Origin of the sequence: Sphingobacterium sp. UDSM-2020, assembly GCF_016132525.1 — a bacterium.
In the GTDB taxonomy this organism is placed as follows: domain Bacteria; phylum Bacteroidota; class Bacteroidia; order Sphingobacteriales; family Sphingobacteriaceae; genus Sphingobacterium; species Sphingobacterium anhuiense.
Genome location: NZ_CP066166.1, coordinates 3,845,917 through 3,862,929 on the forward strand (window position 1 = coordinate 3,845,917; position 17,013 = coordinate 3,862,929).

The window sequence follows — 17,013 nt, forward strand, 5'->3', positions numbered from 1 at the left end:
ATTTATTTTACAGCAAAGCTCATCGAACTCGTTCGGCTGTACTCTTCAAAATCCTGTCCTGTTACTTTTTCTCTTTTAGAGACTTCAGCATAATATTTGCCTTTCCATTCGGGAGTAAATTTGACTCGACCTTGCTCATCTGTTTCCAACCATTTAATCCAGCCACTAGGTGCAATGATTTGAACCGCGGTATTGGATGCAGGCTTGCCTTTTTGGAATAAAGTCAGAGTGACTTCTTTTTTATTTTTAAATGCAGTTTGTTCAGCGAAGACAAATAACTCATTATCAAGGTGCGTTGCTGTATTGCCAATGGTGGAATTTCCGACTTGAATGGTTGCTATTGCATTGATCTGATATTGTGTTATAGCGCCTTTCTTCCTTTCAGTATCTCTTTTTAGAGAAACATGATACACGCCGTCTTGGTCAGGAATGAATGACGTCAAAAGGTGATCATCCTGTGCTGTAGTGGTTAAAGACGAGGTGCTGCCATCCGGTTTAATCAGTGTCAATGTAATTTCCATACCTGCTTTGTACCACCACCATTTGGAGATGACTTCATGTTCATCAGGTTCGCCATAGACTATTTTTATAGCGTGGGATTTTCCTTGAATACCCTTTAGTGAGGTTTCAATAAATACCGCATGTGCCGAAGCCGATAGAACGATAAAAAAGGAGAGGAGTGTGAATATTAATTTTTTCATATAGTTTAACTTTCGGGTTTTTGAATAGATAAATACCGAGCAAGAATGTGATACCTCCTCGGTATTTCTTAAAAGTTGTTTAATTTTATTTGAGTTTATTCAGATGATAAACTTGCGTAATTCCCGGGTCGATCTCGGCGCCACGTTTTACGGAATTATTAGCCGGATCGTATTCATATACAAACCATTTCGATTCGTCTGTTTTGAATACATCGTACAGTTTACCATTCTCCATAAAATTCATTGTTGTTTTTGATTCACCGCCACCAACTAGAATTCTTAGATCCGCAATAACTTTTTTGTTTGAAGGATCTATGACATATGGACTGATATAAACTTTACCGTTTCCTAATTTTTGTACCTGTGCAGTACTATTTTTGAATACGTTATAATCTTTTAAATCGAAGAAATAAGTTGGATCGAAGGTCGTTTCGCCCGATTTAATACGCAAAAGAGCATAGGTAGCCACATTGGTTTTTTTAGTTACGATATACAGGTCGTTATTGTCGTCTGTGAAAGACAGTGTTTGTACCTCCCAGTGTCCAGCGGTAAAGCCACCGCGTCCATCTTTTATAATTTTACCATTGGCCAAACTTGGGTAATCGCAAACATACATGTATGCTGTATCGATGATATCCTGACGTGTCTCATTACTTCTATATTTGTGACCAACAAATAATTTGTCACCTCTTTGCGTGAAGCTTGTCGGTACGATATAGGGGTTATGATCTTTTCCTTCTGGAGTTTTAGGATTAAATTTGATCATTGGTATTTCCACACCCACTGTCTTATTGATGGTCATGTTGTTGACATTCATAAAGTAGATGGGTTGTTCCAGCACATTTTTCTCTTTATTCGTAACACCGGCCGTTTTAGTGACGACCATTTCATCTTTTGTACTGATATCTTTTAAAACTTTTCCTAAATAAAAATTTCCAGGGAAGGCATAGTTATTGGTCTCTTTCCAGGATTTGCTATTTAGGATTTCAAATTGACTAAACCTTGTACCATCATTGGATATATAGTATTTCCCTTCATAGGCATAGGCGTAAATAGCATAAAAAGATGCGGGAAGGTGAGACGTAATATCGATTCCTTGATTGTTGTTGGGAGTCAATAGAGTATCTTTCATCAAATTGTCTGCAGTGAGCAGGTAGGAAGAACCCGATGCGGTCGTAACCCATACACTATATAAGCTATTTGAATTCTGTGTTGGCTTTTCAGGGCTGGTGATTTCCGGAGACTTCTTACAAGAAGAAAATAATACTGTCGCAGCGAATATTGCGATGGCGAATTTGTTGATTTTCATAAAAAATATGTATTTATTGTTTTTACATGATTGATAATCTCAGCTTGACATAAAATGCCCGTCCAGGCTTTTGGAGGCGAAAATTGTCGTATGCTCTTTCATCTGTCAGGTTTCTGCCTTCAAAGGATACGTTGTATTTATTACGATCCCAAGCATAGCTAAGTACAGCGGAATGGATATTTTGAGACGGAATATGATCTTTGGATTCAAGAGAACCGAGGTATGCTTCTGTAAGGTAAAACCAGTGGGAATATTGATGTAAATAGGATAATTGTATTCTGCTTCCTTTTTGAAACCAGTTATTCTGGATAAGGCTTACATCTACGTTTCCATAGATCCATGGTCGATTGGCAAGTTGGTGGCCATAATTTAAGCTGACCTGTTGATTACCGGAATCATCTGTGTATTTTGCATTGTCGATGGCTTTATCGTAAGAGCCATTGAGCGTAATAGCAAAAAGATCCTTAAATCCATATTTCACTTCAGCTTCAAAGCCATAGAGCTTGACACCATCAACGTTGTAATATTGAAAATAATCGTTTCCATTCTGTGTAACGGCGCGGGTGTTAATATAATGATCTGCTAATCTGTAGAAACCCGTTACATCTACATTGATAAAATGATCCTGGTTGATGAAAGTATTGTAGTAAAATCCGGTGTTGATATTATCGCTGCGTTCAGGTTTTAAATCCCAATTTGATGTAATATTTTGGCCGTCGCCAAAAAGGCCCGTCATGGATGGTAAGTTATATGCTCTTTCATACGACAACTTCCATCCACCATCTTTTGTGATTCTATACCTTGTGGCAATACTCATGCTATAATAACTGCCTTGTTTTTTTTGATGAATGATGTCTCCACTTAGCAACTCGTTATTTCCATCAAATTTTCGTTCATCAATATCTTTGGATGCATCTAATCGATAATATTTTATCGCTAAAACATTTGATAATCGTTTATCAAACCATTGGTTTTGCCATGATAAACCTAAAATATGTCTTCCCAAATACGATGGTAATCCAGATCGGTCGTAGTTCCCGATTCTATCATATTCTTTTTGGTTGTTGCTGTTAAAGTTGTAGTTGAAGTTTAAACTTTGATTGCGGGCTTCATCAAAATCGTAGTTTAAATTGACCCGCGCTAAGTAATTCGACAAATTATACTTTACATCTTTCTGCGGGTTGGGCGTTGTACCGATTTGATTTGATATCCAACCTCCAGACCAGTCGTAATTATACAATGCGGTATCTCTTACATATCGAGTGTCGTAACTATAACTTGTGAAAACGTCGGCGTAAAGACGGTTTACAACGAAATTGTTTTTTTTGTAACTCAGGGTTGGCATCAAATAGTTACTTTCAGACCATGATCCGCCATACACCTTGTTAATGGAAGCTCCTAGTTGGTTCTCTTTATGATTTTGGGAATAAGTCAGACCTGCATAAAATTGATCAGCCCAAGATACATCCCTGAAACCAGCTTCTAACTGTCCCATGGCAGAAGTGTAAGCATCGTTAAATCGCTTGACTTTGGGCACGGGAACAAATTTATTATCGACAGTCTTTTCTAAAATAACATTGTACTTTTCCGCTGTGTACATGGTATAATCATTGTCAGAATGATTGTAAAATGCATTCATTCGGAGTGATAGTTTGCTTTTCGGATTGGTAAATGTACCCACTACTGCGGCTTGATGCGTATTGAAGGAGCCAAGCGAATAACTAAGGTCCAAATAAGGTCTTGCGCGACGTTTGGTAATGATATTGACGGCACCACCTAAGGCATCAGAACCTAAAAATGCAGGTACTACACCCTTATAAACTTCAACACGGTCTATAAGATTGACGGGGATATTATTTAAAGACATTGATGTACCAAAGTTCTCCATGGGAACACCGTCGATGTAAATTTTTGCATCTAATCCATTGATCCGAAATATAAAATTGGATCCCAATCCACCATCTTCACGTATCGTTACTCCAGTGGCTCTTTTCAAAACTTGGGTTAAATTTGCGGCTTCATTAGCATGCTTGTTCATATCAATGACGCTCACATTGAATCCTGAACGCTTTATCGATGCTACTTGATGCTCATTTTCAGTTTTTCCACGTGCGGATATAGTAACTTCATCGATATAGTTGTGATCTTCTTTAAGCTGAAAATCCTGTATTAATTTATTGTCTAGGGTTCTTTCTTGAGGTCTATATCCAACTGCGGTCACGCGTATAATGGCTTCATGAGATACTGTTGTCTGTAATTTATAATATCCGTCTACATCTGACGAGGTACCCATTGTTTGATCTTTAAGAAGTATGGTGGCTCCTACAATCGGTTTTCCAAAGTTATCTTTGACAAAACCTGAAATAGCATTCTTTTTGGAGGTTTGTGCCTGAGTAAATACAGTAAAAATGAATAACAGTACAAAAGTAGATGTTGACTTCAACATTTTATTTAGATTAAGTATATATAAGAGGGTTGCCTATACTTATCAATTACCGAATGTTGATATTCGTTATTTTTTTAAAAAATATACAAGTGGTTGATTATGAGGTTTGTTTTTTTTATGCGGAAATGTATTATTACTTCAAATAATTCATACGGACGGTAAAGTTCGTCGTATTTGGAAGTTTAATTCCTTTCGAAATTTCTTTTGTCTGCAGGTTATATTTCCAAACGCGATGTTCGTCATTTGAATCATCTATGGCTATATATACGAATTTTTTGTCAGTCCAGACATTTTCTTTCTGCGTACCTTTATCCAATGGAAGGTCGATTTTCTCAATGGAACCGGATTTTAAATCCACTAATCGATATTCAAACTGATAGACAGCATGAAAATTAGAGAAATCTGTATACAGTTTCTTTTGCTCATTACGGATAATAGCCCTTCCATTGCCAACGTACCATATCCCGTAAGCGTGATTTCCGATGATCTTCGAAATATTGATCATATAGTCTTGATCGACTAGCTGCTGCCCTTTATTTTTTCTGAAGATAGCTGTTGGTAAATTGGGGTTATTACCTAGGGCTATACCCGGGTTAGTCATAAAATAGTAATCACCCTGTTCATCTTTAAAACTATAGGATTGTATGATATTGAAGCCTCCAGGATAAGTTGAACGGGTTTCTTTCTGAATATTTACAAGTTTAAAGCTGTCGTATTTTATGGTTGCGTAATAGGTTGTATCGGAGGTTGTATGTCCGTATTTTCCAGTAGCTTTAAAAAAGGAGTAGGCTAACCAAAGATCTTCATTTTCAACATCGACAAGACCGAGGTGTAGTGACTTGTATTCTTCTGTCGCAAAAGGTAAGACAAGTGTATCTTCTTTTATGATTTTCATAGCGGCAACATCGATCTGATAAACGTGGGCTTGAGATTTTTTTTCCGCAAGATCTTCTCTGCAAACTGCAATTAGATTATTATTATCTTTCCATGTTATGGTTTCAAAATCACTGTTCTTTAATGGTAGGCTGTCTATAATAACTAAGGATGAACCCTGCAATTGATATTTAGTAAAAACACTTGTTCTACTTGATAATCGATAAAAGAAGCCGTTTTTATAAATATATTCTCGCTCTTGTATACGGGCGGTAGAAAGTGGGATTTGAAGAGTTGGGCTATCTGTATCATCTAAATTTTCAGAAAACAAAAAGCTTGTTGGACTTTCATCTTTGTTGAACAGGCAAAAGACAAAATTGGGATCTATATTTTCTTCAGGAGTTTGTTTACAAGAAAAAATGAAAGTTACAAGGAAAAACAACACTAATAATCGCTTCATGCTTGTGTATTAAATGCTTTGAAATTGTTCTCTGATTTTAATTTGCATATTTGATGGTAAAAAAGCCAGATCACTTTTTTGAAACGCCACGATTTTACCAAAATCTGGAGAATCAGATACAAAATATTCTCTTCCAGCTTTAAATACTAACATATTATGATTACTGTCCAGTAGTTCGAAATCTCTTTTAGGTTTTAAGATAAAGTCTCCCGAAAAAGTCAGTGTTCTATTGACGAGATTAATATTAGCGGTACTATTCTTACTTAACTGCACATCGTAATGGTCTTCGATAAAGAATTTACTATTTTCAACAGATGTATTTGTAAAAGTATGATTATCCAAAGAAGGGTGGGTAAGATAAAAAATAGAACAACCTAGCGCAAAAACGACCGCCGCCGCTGCTGCAATTTTTCCCCACTTTATTTTCCTGTTTAAAGTAGCATCTGTAATGATTTTATCCCATATCTCAGATCCAACTTCTTCATTTGCATGATTGCTTTCCGAGATGCTATCCCAGGAATCATTATTCAACCATTTTTCGACTAAATGCTTGTCCGCCTCTGAACATTGCCCAGAAGCATATTTTTTTAGTATTTCTTGGTTGATTTCCATTTTTTGATAATCCGAATACATTCAAAAGTACAAAAAAGAAATTAATAGAAATCGAGCAATGTTGATATTGCAATATTTTTTAAGTCTGATCTTAATAACAGCTAATGCCTTGCTGATATGATATTCGACCGCCCGTTCTGAAATTAATAAGTTATTTGCTATTTCTTTATTGGTCAATCCTTCGTCGCGACTCAGTTTATAAACATTTTTGCATTGCGTTGGCAATGAGTCCACCGCATTATCTAAATGATTTTTAAGTTCTTTGTAATACAGATTATTATCCTCGTACAATTCACTTTTACTGTTTGAAATCAAGTCATGATGCCGCTCCTTATTCCCTTTATTTCTTAGAAATTCCAGCGATTTTAATTTTACTGAACGCAATAGATAGCGTTCGGCATCTTGTAATTGAAGATGCTGCCTTCTTTCCCATAGTGATTTAAAAACCTCCTGAACGATCTCCTTGGCATCATCCTCGTCTCCAAGGCTTTTGAGGGCAAATGAATACATCCTCTTCCAATACAATTGGAACAACTCTTCAAAACGTCTTTTGTTAATCTCTATTTTATGTACTGAGGTATTCAAAGCGTTCAAATATACGTTCTATTTAGACTTATTACAAATAGAAGTCTATGCTTTGTTGAAGTATTTTGCATTATCGGTTTTGATTATTATCAAACGTTCTGAATTATAGTGATTAATTCTATTCCCTCGGACAAGAGTAGAACAATGCATTTACCATTATGTTGGTTATGAAAGCAGGATAGTAGTTGTTTACATTTGACTTCACCCAAAAAGTACAGACATCGGAAATTAAAATTAATAACCGTTCAGAGGCCATCTTGTTTTTGAAAAAATAAAAAGGTGAGCAGTTGAACTGTAAAATAAATATCATCATTGTTCAGCAATCAGCTGATTATATGGCAGCCATACTAATCATGCTGTTTTAATGACTTTACCAAGACAGAACATGCGACTTTAGTCAATAATAGCGATAACAGGAGAGTATCTTACTGTTAATTCTTAAATTTTGAAGTCATATGTTTAGTTAAGACAATATGTTGAGATGTGGCTTTTATGTTATATTAAAACATTATGAAATTATCATAGTAAAAGTGATAAAATATATGTAAATTGTTATATAATAGATTATTTGATCCTAACTGTTTTAATAATGAAGTTAAAATTTGTAATCCTTATTTTATTAATTAATGCTTTATCATCGGTATATTGTCGAGATTTTTCGGCATTTAGAAAAGATTTTGAATCTGCGCTAGATAAATCATTAATAAGATGACTTCTGAAATCACATCACGAGGAAACAGCAGTAATAATAAATTGAAAGTTTTTCCAAACCAGTCTGAAATGACAGTTCACAGACATACAACTAATTCAGTAATGTACCTATGATTACAGTAGAATCGGTTTCAAAGAGCTTTAACGGAAAGCCTGCCGTTGATCAAATTTCTTTTCAGGCTTATGATCATGAGATTCTGGTGCTTCTAGGAACGAGTGGTTGCGGAAAAACAACAACGCTAAAAATGATCAACCGCCTTATAGAGGCTGATTCGGGAGATATCTTAATTAATGGTCAGAATATCCGTGATCGGAAAATCGAAGATTTAAGGATGGGAATAGGTTTTGTTATGCAGCATTCCGGGCTCTTTCCTCATTATACCGTTCAACAGAATATTGCTATTGTCCCCAAATTATTAAAATGGGATAAAAGAAAGATCCAAAATCGAATGGCGGAGCTTTTATATAAACTTCATCTTTCCGAAGACATGCTTTCACGGTTTCCCGGCGAACTGAGTGGTGGACAGCAGCAAAGAGTAGGAATTGCCCGAGCACTCATCGCAAATACTCCTGTTTTGCTTATGGATGAACCTTTCGGAGCTTTAGATAATATTACAAAAGCCGATATTCATGCAGCATTTAAATCCCTAGAAGAACTTAAGAATAAAACTATTATTCTAGTCACGCATGATGTACAGGAAGCATTTGAATTAGGACATCGAATATGTCTGATGGATAAAGGGAAAATTATTCAGACAGGAACCCCAAAAGAAATGCTGTATCATTCAAGAAATGACTTTGTTCATGATTTTTTTGCTGAAAACCATCTTTTATTGGAATACAAAATAGCCACTTTAAAAGATGTTTTAGGCTATATGGAACCTGAAAATGGATTAGAAGAGTTCGATTTCAAAGAAACGACAACCGTCTGGAATGCCCTACAAAAATTAAGTTCAGATTATAAAAACACCGGACATTATGAAAATCTGATCAAGGGGTTTAATGATTATAGAAAATTACAGATCGTATGATGCAGCAAAGTCTCTGGCAGTTTATTATGGAGCAGCATGAAAAACTGCAAACTCAGATTATACAGCATCTTGGGCTTACTTTTCTTTCATTGCTTCTGGCTATTGTTATTGGTGTGCCTTTAGGAATATTAATCGCCCGCAAGAGGAAATTATCAACTCCTGTTCTCGGATTAGCCGGAGTTTTACAGACAATTCCAAGTATTGCCTTATTGGGCTTCATGATTCCTATTTTTGGAATCGGTGCAAAACCAGCTATTATTGCCTTACTTATTTACGCGCTTTTGCCCATTATCCGTAATACATATACAGGAATCACAACGGTAAGTCCGATTGTTGTTGAAGCTGCAAAAGCTTTGGGGATGAATAAAAGTCAGCTTCTTTTTAAGGTCGAATTTCCGCTGGCAATGCCTGTAATCATTGCAGGAATAAGAACTGCTGCGGTTATTAATGTCGGAGTTGCCACTCTGGCTTCATTTGTTGCCGCAGGAGGTCTTGGTGAATTTATCTTTGGCGGAATATCGCTTAATAATACCAATATGATCTTATCTGGTGCAATTCCTGCAGCCCTAATGGCGGTTATACTAGATCAGGCAATTGCTGTTGTACAAAAATTCGGATATAGAATCTTTCATAAGTTAAAATATATCATTCCTGCATCACTTATCTTGGTGGGAGTGGTCTATGGAGTTACTTCTATTTCCCATCAAAAAATTACAGCTGGTTTTACGCCGGAATTTATGGGAAGACAGGATGGAGATCTTGGTTTGCGTTCTGTTTACGAACTTAATGTAAATCCTGTTGTTGTAAGTGATGCCATTATGTATAAAGCAGCTTATGAAGAAGAACTCGATCTGATTAGTGGGTATTCTACTGACGGAAGAATTAAGGCTTTCGATCTATATGTTCTGGAAGATGACAAAAAGATATTTCCGCCTTATTATGCAGCTCCAATTATTAAATCAAAAACATTGGAAAAGTTTCCGGAACTTGAAGAAACACTTAATCTCTTGGCTGGAAAATTTAATGATTCTATTATGACGGATCTGAATTACAAATCCGACTATCTGAACCAAACCCCTGAAAAAATTGCGAAAGATTTTTTAATTAAAAATAAGTTATATAAAAAATCAAACCTTGGAAATGCAGGAACAGTGCGCATTGGCTCGAAGATATTTGGCGAGCAGTATGTTCTTGCCGAAATGTATAAAATGCTGATAGAAGGCTATACGAATTATAGGGTGCAGACCAAAACGGGACTGGGAGGAACCAAAATTTGTTTTGATGCATTGATGAACGATGCAATAGATTTTTATCCTGAATATACGGGAACCGGGTTGTTGGTATTGTTAAAGCCCTCAGATGGAGATCTGAAAAAGGTTACAAAAAGTCCAGGGGAAACCTATCAATATGTGAATTCTGAATTTCAGAAACAGTATGGAATTCAATGGCTGAGGCCCTTAGGATTTAACAATTCTTATGCATTAATGATGCGCAGGAAACATGCTGTTGAACTCCAGATAAAGAGCATATCCGATCTTAAAAAATATTTTGATAAAGAATAATATGAATAAATCAATTTAAAAGATCCATTTTTTATTTTCACCTCTATGATCCCAATAATGATCTGTCTGATCATCACATGGAAAACCCTCAAAAGGATAGCGCTGCTTTCTACCGCAATAAAAAAGGAAAAACTGCCTTACTATATCTTAAGAAAAATTTAATTACTGTACTGATATTTTTATGTAGTATTGTAAGAAAATTACTCGAACGTTTTTAGCGCGTAAATTGAGGCCAATTGTAAACAATTCCAAAAGAAAGCATATTTTTAAATTAATGAATATTCACAATCAACTATTATTTTTTCTAAGTGCTTTAGGTGTTTTTAATAGTCTTGTTTTGGGCTTTTATTTCTTATTTTTAAAAAGAAACAAAGTTGTATCCGATTTATTTTTAGGGCTTCTATTATTATCGCTAAGTACACGAATCGGAAAATCTATATTTTACAATTTTAATCCACAGTTATCAAAAACGTATTTACAAATAGGTTTGTCGGCATGTGTTTTAATTGGTCCTTTATTGTACTTTTTTGTTAAATCAATATTGCAAAAGCTTAATTATTCTTTTGCAAAATATAGTCTCATTTTTATAGTAATAGCTGTAGCTGTTTTTGGATTCCTTTTCCCATACAAGGATAATTCTGAGGTATGGAGAGGAATAATTTATTATGCTATAAATTTTCAGTGGTTTATTTTTATTGTATTATCCATTTATGAGGCTAAACAAATTTTCATGAAGTTAGTGACCAGTCGCCATCAGATTAGTTATGAAGAAACTTGGATATTATCAATTATTTGTGGTGTTTTTGCAATTTGGCTTTCCTATTCTTTATCTAGATATACGTCGTATATTTCTGGTGCTTTGACCTTTTCCTTTAGCTTTTACATTTCGTTTATGCTGATTTATTATGCAAAAAACAAAACGTTAAATCCTGTCATTAATAAAGAAAAATACATCAACAAAATAGATGAAAAGCTGGTAAAGGAAATTCAAGAAAAAATTAATATACTTTTTGAAACAAGAAAAATCTATACTAACCCTGATCTCACTTTATCAATTTTAGCAAAAGAATTAAATATTCGACCTCAATTACTATCACAATTAATTAATGATAATTTGAATAAAAGTTTTACTCAATTTATTAATGAATATCGAATTGATGAAGCAAAACGATTATTAATTGAAAGCCCTCAGTTGAAAATAGATGCTGTGGGTTTTGAATCTGGCTTTAATTCGAGCAGTACATTTTATAGTTCATTTAGAAAAATCACAGGAACTACGCCTTCAAATTATCAAAAACATAATTTTTACTCCTAAAATATACATCCGTACTTCATTATGATAAACTTGGACTGATTTGAAACTTAAGCAATATATTTTTGAGGAACATTTTTAAATCATTAAAATCCAAAGCTTATGAGAAAAATCTTTTTCGCAATTTTATTTGTAATCCTATCAAATGGATCTTTTGCACAATCAGAACAGTCTCTCATTGAAAATTGTATTCAGAACTATATTAATGGTACATCTTATAATAAACCTGAAAGTATTGGTAAGGCTTTTTATGCAGAAGCCAATCTTTTTTTAAGCCACAAAGAAAAACCTTTGTGGATAGCTCCAATTTCAGAATATGTCAACTGGTTTCAAAATGGGAATAAAGGCAAATATTGTATATCAAGCAATTTGTCAGCACAAACAAATTCAGCTGCAGAAAAGAAAATTGATTCCTTATTTTCTCAATACAATTCAAAAACTGCCGGTGTTGCAGTAGGTATTGTACAAGACGGAAAACTTATTTTCGAAAAAGGCTATGGGACCGCTAACCTTGAATATGATATTCCGATTACTTCAAAAACGATTTTTAATATAGGTTCTGTTTCTAAACAATTTACTACCTTTTCAATTTATTTATTAGAGAAACAAGGTAAAATCTCGTTGGATGATGATATAAGAAAATACATTCCCGAATTGCCGATTTATGAAAAAATAATAACAATTAAGCATTTATGCTCTCACACAAGTGGATTAAAAGATCAATGGGCATTGTTAACATTAGCAGGTTGGAGAATGGATGATGTCATTACTACCGAACAAGTAATGAAAATAATAACGAAACAAAAAGAACTGAATTTTTTACCCGGAAGTCAATTTAAGTATAGTAATACAGGATTTACATTGCTTACTGAAATTGTAAAAAGAGTTTCGGGAAAAAGTTTCAGTCGGTTTGCGAAAGAAAATATTTTCAATCCACTAGGTATGGAAAATACCTTAATATATGATGATAACGAAAAAATAGTTAAAAATAGAGCTTATTCTTATGGAAATGCAAACGGATTATACAGTAAAAGAAACCTTAACAGTTCTTCTGTAGGACCGACAAATGTTTATACAACTGTTGAAGATCTAGTTAAATGGACTGCTAACTTTGAAAATCCTAAAGTAGGGGATGTTGATTTTATTAATCTTTTCAATGAAAAATCACTGTTAGATAATGGCAAACCTGCTATTTTAGCAGTAAGAGATGGAGAAAATATTTACCATGCCAAAGGTCAGTTTATCCGAAACTACAAAGGTCTTAATGTCTATAATCATACAGGAAGCGATGCTGGTTTTAAATCTTATTTAGGTCGTTTTCAGGAGAATAAATTATCCATCATTCTTTTGAGTAATGATGAAAGTTTTGTTTCATATAAGGCAGGAATGGACATCGCAGAATTTTATTTATCGGACAAATTTAAAGAGAGATCGCCGATAATTGAGTCTCAAATTAGAGTTGAAGAAGGCCCGGTATATATTGCCGCAACGAATTTAAAGGTTTTTGAAGGTCAATTTCAGAACTCTGATTTGGCATCACTTTTCACATTGAAAGTCATCAATGGAAAGTTAACAATGTCACATAACAGATTGAGTGATGCTGTGCTAACAGAAGTCGAAAAAGATAAATTTACAGGAGTCATTACTTTTGCCGTGGAAGTCAATTTTCACAGAAACAAAAAAAATGAAATAACGGGATTGAGTATTACTAATTTTGGGGCAACCAATGTCAACTTTATTAAGTTGAAATAACTACCTAAGACGCAGATTGTAACTTTTAACAAACCAACTTTGAAATGACCTGCTCTAGGGTTACATCATTTTCTGAAAAACTGATGTCGTAGTTTAAAATTTAGAATCAGTTATTGTGAGATTGATGATAGAGTCAAAATCAACATCGTTCTGAAGTTCTTTTATTTCTGGAATAACAAAAAGGAGACTAGCTAAGTTGTAAGCCAAACACCACTATTGTACAGTAATCAAGTGACAATATGGTCGCTGAAGTAGCCATGAAGTGGGATGGCTTTAGCCGGGGAAACATCGTAACATTGTTAATGACGGAGGTAGGTGGAAAGTATCTCAATCGATAAACGCGTACAAGTAAATCAGGTTTGAATGCATATATTTATTTTAAAGCTACATCAAGAGATGTGGCTTTTTTGTTTACAAAGCTATTATAATCAAAAATTATTTGCGTTGTTTATCAGCTCTTTATATTTAGGATATTTTTTTCTGAGTAAAAAATACTCAGAAACATTGTGTAAATAAAAATTAATACTCATATTTGTTGAGTAAAATATACTCAATAGTAAAAAGAGAGTTATGATCGTATTAAACACCCACACAATAATCACAGAACAGTTTCCTAATAAAGAAACCAAAGTGAAAGATTTTGATTCGTATATCTTAAAAGATAACTTCCTTCAGTTCACATATCAAGAGGATGGCGACCTCATCAAACTTTTATTTGTTAAGAAAAGGCTTGAACAGGAACAGGTAAACTGTAAGTTAGTGATCAATTACATGCCTTACAGCCGTATGGACCGTAAGATTGACGGTGATCTTTTCACCCTTCAATATATCTGCGAGTTTATCAATGACCTTAACTTTGAAAAGGTTTATGTAATCGAACCGCACTCTACCAAGACTACTGAACTGTTGCATCATAGTGAAGCCATTTATCCAGCATTAGATTGGTTGCCGTCCATCATAAATAAGCTTCAGTTTACAGATAGCGACCGTATCGTTTTTCCAGACAAAGGGGCAGCTTCACGGTATGAAAATGCAGGGTATGCTAATAGTTGCGTCTTTGACAAGACCCGTAATCCGCATACCGGACGTATTGAAAATATGATTCTTAAACAGGGCGATATACCACAAGGGGCAAAGTGCATCATCGTAGATGATCTTTGTTCCGCAGGTGGAACCTTCCTTTGGGCAGGGCAGATTTTGAAACAAATGGGAGCCAGTGAAGTTTATCTTCTTGTCACACATTGTGAACCCCGTGCATTATCCGGTAAATTGCTCGATCAAGATTCGCCTATTGACAAAGTCTTTACCAGCACATCAATGATGCATGAGACGCATCCCAAAATAGAATACATCACCATTAATCTCGAAAACTATGTTTAATCCGATTAGCAAAAATCCCATCCTTTGGACAGACGGTTACAAGTTATGCCACAAAGATCAATATCCGGCCAAAACCAATTGGGTATATGAAACCTGGACACCCCGTATGTCACGGATAGACGGTATTAGCCATGTCGTATTTTTCGGATTGCAGGGAGCGCTGGCAGAAATGACTCATGCCTTTGATCAGTATTTTTTCAAGCAACCGTTAGAAACAGTAGTGGCCGAATATGAAGAAGCTATCCAGCATGTTTTTGCAAATACCAATGCTAATTTTGCAGCTACTCACAGCTCAGCCCACATCAGTGCTTTACATCAACTAGGTTATCTGCCTATTAAAGTCAAAGCAATGAGGGAGGGAAGTTTAGTTCCTATAGGTGTACCTATGTTCACGATCGAAAATACCCATCCTGATTTTTTCTGGTTACCGGGGTACTTAGAAACTCAACTTTCAGCTTATATTTGGTCCCCCATGACAGCAGCTACCATAGCAGACCGGTATAAAAGACTATTGACCACTTATGCCGAGAAAACCGGAGATGTTCAAAAAGTACACAGCCAGGCAGGAGATTTCTCCATGCGTGGCATGGGCTCTCCGGAGACTGCGTACCGGACAGCAGGAGGGCATCTCTTGAGTTTTACAGTATCAGCTACATTATCTGTAAGAAACTATCTTAAATCTTACTACGCCGCAAACAATGATGTTCTGATGTATACACCCTCAACAGAACATAGTGTTATGTGTTCATATGGGGAAAGGGAAGTTGAAGCATTTCGCCATCTCATCACTGAAGTTTATCCAAGTGGTAATATTTCAATAGTTTCTGATACCTACGACCTTTGGAACGTCGTAGACCAAGTTATACCGCAGTTAAAAGAACTGATCCTTGCCAGAGATGGAAAAGTTGTGATTCGTCCCGATAGCGGAGATCCGATCCATATTATCTGTGGCGATGAGGATTCCGATCGTGAAACCATTCGTAAAGGAATTGTTGAACGCCTGTTTGAAATCTTTGGTGGTACTGTCAATTCAAAAGGGTACAAAGAATTAGACCCCCATATCGGTGTTGTTTATGGAGATTCTATTACGGTCGACCGTGCTGAAAAGATATGCAACGGATTGATGAAAAAAGGTTTTGCTTCGACTAATACGGCTTTAGGAATAGGTTCGTACACTTATCAGTATGTAACTCGTGATACTTTCGGTTTCGCATTGAAAGGAACAGCAGAAGAAGTAGATGGACAATTTAAAGCCATTCAAAAACGACCTGCGACCGATACCGGAAACTTCAAAAAATCGCAGAAAGGTATGGTGGCAGTGATATTTGAAGACCATGATTATCGTTTGATCGATGATCTTAATCCAGAGACAGTAAAAGCATTAAAGGATCGAGATCTTTTGAAAGATTTTTATATCGATGGTGAATTCCTTTTCACCAATACATTTGACGAGATCAGAAATTTATTAAAACTAGAATCAAATCGCGTATATGGAAACTAAATTACAAAAGCCATTTGTTATCAATGATGACAATGTCGCACACTATGCAACTAAAATAGCAACATGGATCGCGCAACAGGTTACTGTTGCCAACCGTAAAGGAGTAGTTCTAGGTATGAGCGGAGGGATAGATTGTAGTGTTGTCGCTTGCCTGTGCCATCTGGGCAAAATCGATACGCATTTGGTTATGATGCCCTATGGCAATGATATGACCAATACCCGCAGTTCACAGCATGCATTGGAACTGATTCAGAAGTTCAATTTCGCACACCATACTTTTGATATCCAACCAGCCGTAGATGCCTTGACTATCACCAATGTGACTTTCTTAGGACAGGCAGCAACTGTCAATCGAGCCCTAAGTCAAGCCAATATACGTCCGCGTATTCGCATGACTTACCTTTATCAGTTAGCACAGCTTGGAAGCCGATTTGTGATCGGTACAGGTAATATGGCCGAGCGTACAGTGGGTTACTTTACCAAATGGGGCGATGGTGCAGCAGACCTTAATCCATTGGGTATGCTTACTAAGCAAGAAGTATATACATTAGCTAGATACCTCGGAGTACCCGATTCCATTATTGACAAGAAACCGTCAGCAGGGCTTTGGGAAGGGCAGACCGATGAGGATGAACTGGGTATGACATATGGTCAAATAGATGCATTTATATTAGCAGGAACTTCAGGGGATGAAAATATCGATAAGCTAATTGATCAGCGTATAGCCTTATCAGCGCATAAGTTTGCCGCAGTTCCAATTTTTAATGATTAACTTTTA

At 35.7% G+C, this 17,013-nt stretch carries 13 protein-coding genes; 7 read left to right on the plus strand and 6 right to left on the minus strand.

Features of this window, described 5'->3' with window-relative positions; translation table 11 throughout:
* Positions 1-2: 2 nt before the first annotated feature.
* The 6 genes from JAZ75_RS16125 to JAZ75_RS16150 form a co-directional block, all read right to left on the minus strand.
* Complete coding sequence (locus tag JAZ75_RS16125) at positions 3-701, minus strand: DUF4198 domain-containing protein (RefSeq protein ID WP_208696660.1); 699 nt, start codon at positions 699-701, stop codon at positions 3-5.
* Positions 702-786: 85 nt separating this feature from the next.
* Entirely contained in the window at positions 787-2,010 is a 1,224-nt protein-coding gene (locus tag JAZ75_RS16130) for a hypothetical protein (protein ID WP_208696662.1), read from the minus strand.
* Positions 2,011-2,032: 22 nt separating this feature from the next.
* Positions 2,033-4,456: a TonB-dependent receptor gene (locus JAZ75_RS16135; protein WP_208696664.1), complete on the minus strand. Its 2,424-nt coding sequence runs from the start codon at positions 4,454-4,456 to the stop codon at positions 2,033-2,035.
* A 133-nt stretch (positions 4,457-4,589) separates the two neighbouring features.
* Positions 4,590-5,789 carry a hypothetical protein gene (locus JAZ75_RS16140; RefSeq protein WP_208696666.1) on the minus strand — a complete coding sequence of 400 codons (1,200 nt, stop codon included), beginning with the start codon at positions 5,787-5,789 and terminating at the stop codon, positions 4,590-4,592.
* Positions 5,790-5,798: 9 nt separating this feature from the next.
* Positions 5,799-6,401: a hypothetical protein gene (locus JAZ75_RS16145; protein WP_208696668.1), complete on the minus strand. Its 603-nt coding sequence runs from the start codon at positions 6,399-6,401 to the stop codon at positions 5,799-5,801.
* Positions 6,402-6,422: 21 nt separating this feature from the next.
* A complete protein-coding gene (locus tag JAZ75_RS16150; RefSeq protein ID WP_232789226.1) occupies positions 6,423-6,986 on the minus strand; it encodes an RNA polymerase sigma-70 factor in 564 nt (187 codons plus the stop codon).
* An 821-nt stretch (positions 6,987-7,807) separates the two neighbouring features.
* Here JAZ75_RS16150 and JAZ75_RS16155 point away from each other — a divergent pair.
* The 7 genes from JAZ75_RS16155 to nadE all read left to right on the plus strand — a co-directional run bounded on the left by JAZ75_RS16155 (position 7,808) and on the right by nadE (position 17,007).
* On the plus strand, positions 7,808-8,728 hold the full coding sequence (locus JAZ75_RS16155) for an ABC transporter ATP-binding protein (RefSeq protein ID WP_208696670.1): 921 nt from the start codon (positions 7,808-7,810) through the stop codon (positions 8,726-8,728).
* Positions 8,725-10,290 (plus strand): ABC transporter permease/substrate-binding protein, encoded by a 1,566-nt coding sequence (locus JAZ75_RS16160; protein WP_208696672.1) that lies wholly within the window; start codon positions 8,725-8,727, stop codon positions 10,288-10,290. Before JAZ75_RS16155 ends, JAZ75_RS16160 begins: the two co-directional genes overlap by 4 nt.
* Before the next feature lie 274 nt (positions 10,291-10,564).
* Positions 10,565-11,605 carry a helix-turn-helix domain-containing protein gene (locus tag JAZ75_RS16165; protein WP_208696673.1) on the plus strand — a complete coding sequence of 347 codons (1,041 nt, stop codon included), beginning with the start codon at positions 10,565-10,567 and terminating at the stop codon, positions 11,603-11,605.
* A 99-nt stretch (positions 11,606-11,704) separates the two neighbouring features.
* Positions 11,705-13,354 (plus strand): serine hydrolase domain-containing protein, encoded by a 1,650-nt coding sequence (locus JAZ75_RS16170; protein ID WP_208696675.1) that lies wholly within the window; start codon positions 11,705-11,707, stop codon positions 13,352-13,354.
* A gap of 570 nt (positions 13,355-13,924) precedes the next feature.
* The gene (locus tag JAZ75_RS16175; RefSeq protein WP_132771432.1) at positions 13,925-14,734 is read left to right on the plus strand and encodes a ribose-phosphate pyrophosphokinase; all 810 of its coding nucleotides are present in this window, start codon (positions 13,925-13,927) and stop codon (positions 14,732-14,734) included.
* Positions 14,727-16,235 carry a nicotinate phosphoribosyltransferase gene (locus JAZ75_RS16180; RefSeq protein WP_208696677.1) on the plus strand — a complete coding sequence of 503 codons (1,509 nt, stop codon included), beginning with the start codon at positions 14,727-14,729 and terminating at the stop codon, positions 16,233-16,235. Before JAZ75_RS16175 ends, JAZ75_RS16180 begins: the two co-directional genes overlap by 8 nt.
* Positions 16,225-17,007, plus strand: coding sequence for an NAD(+) synthase (gene nadE, locus JAZ75_RS16185; protein ID WP_208696679.1), 783 nt, complete (start codon positions 16,225-16,227; stop codon positions 17,005-17,007). The genes JAZ75_RS16180 and nadE overlap by 11 nt, the downstream gene beginning before the upstream one ends.
* Positions 17,008-17,013: the final 6 nt, after the last annotated feature.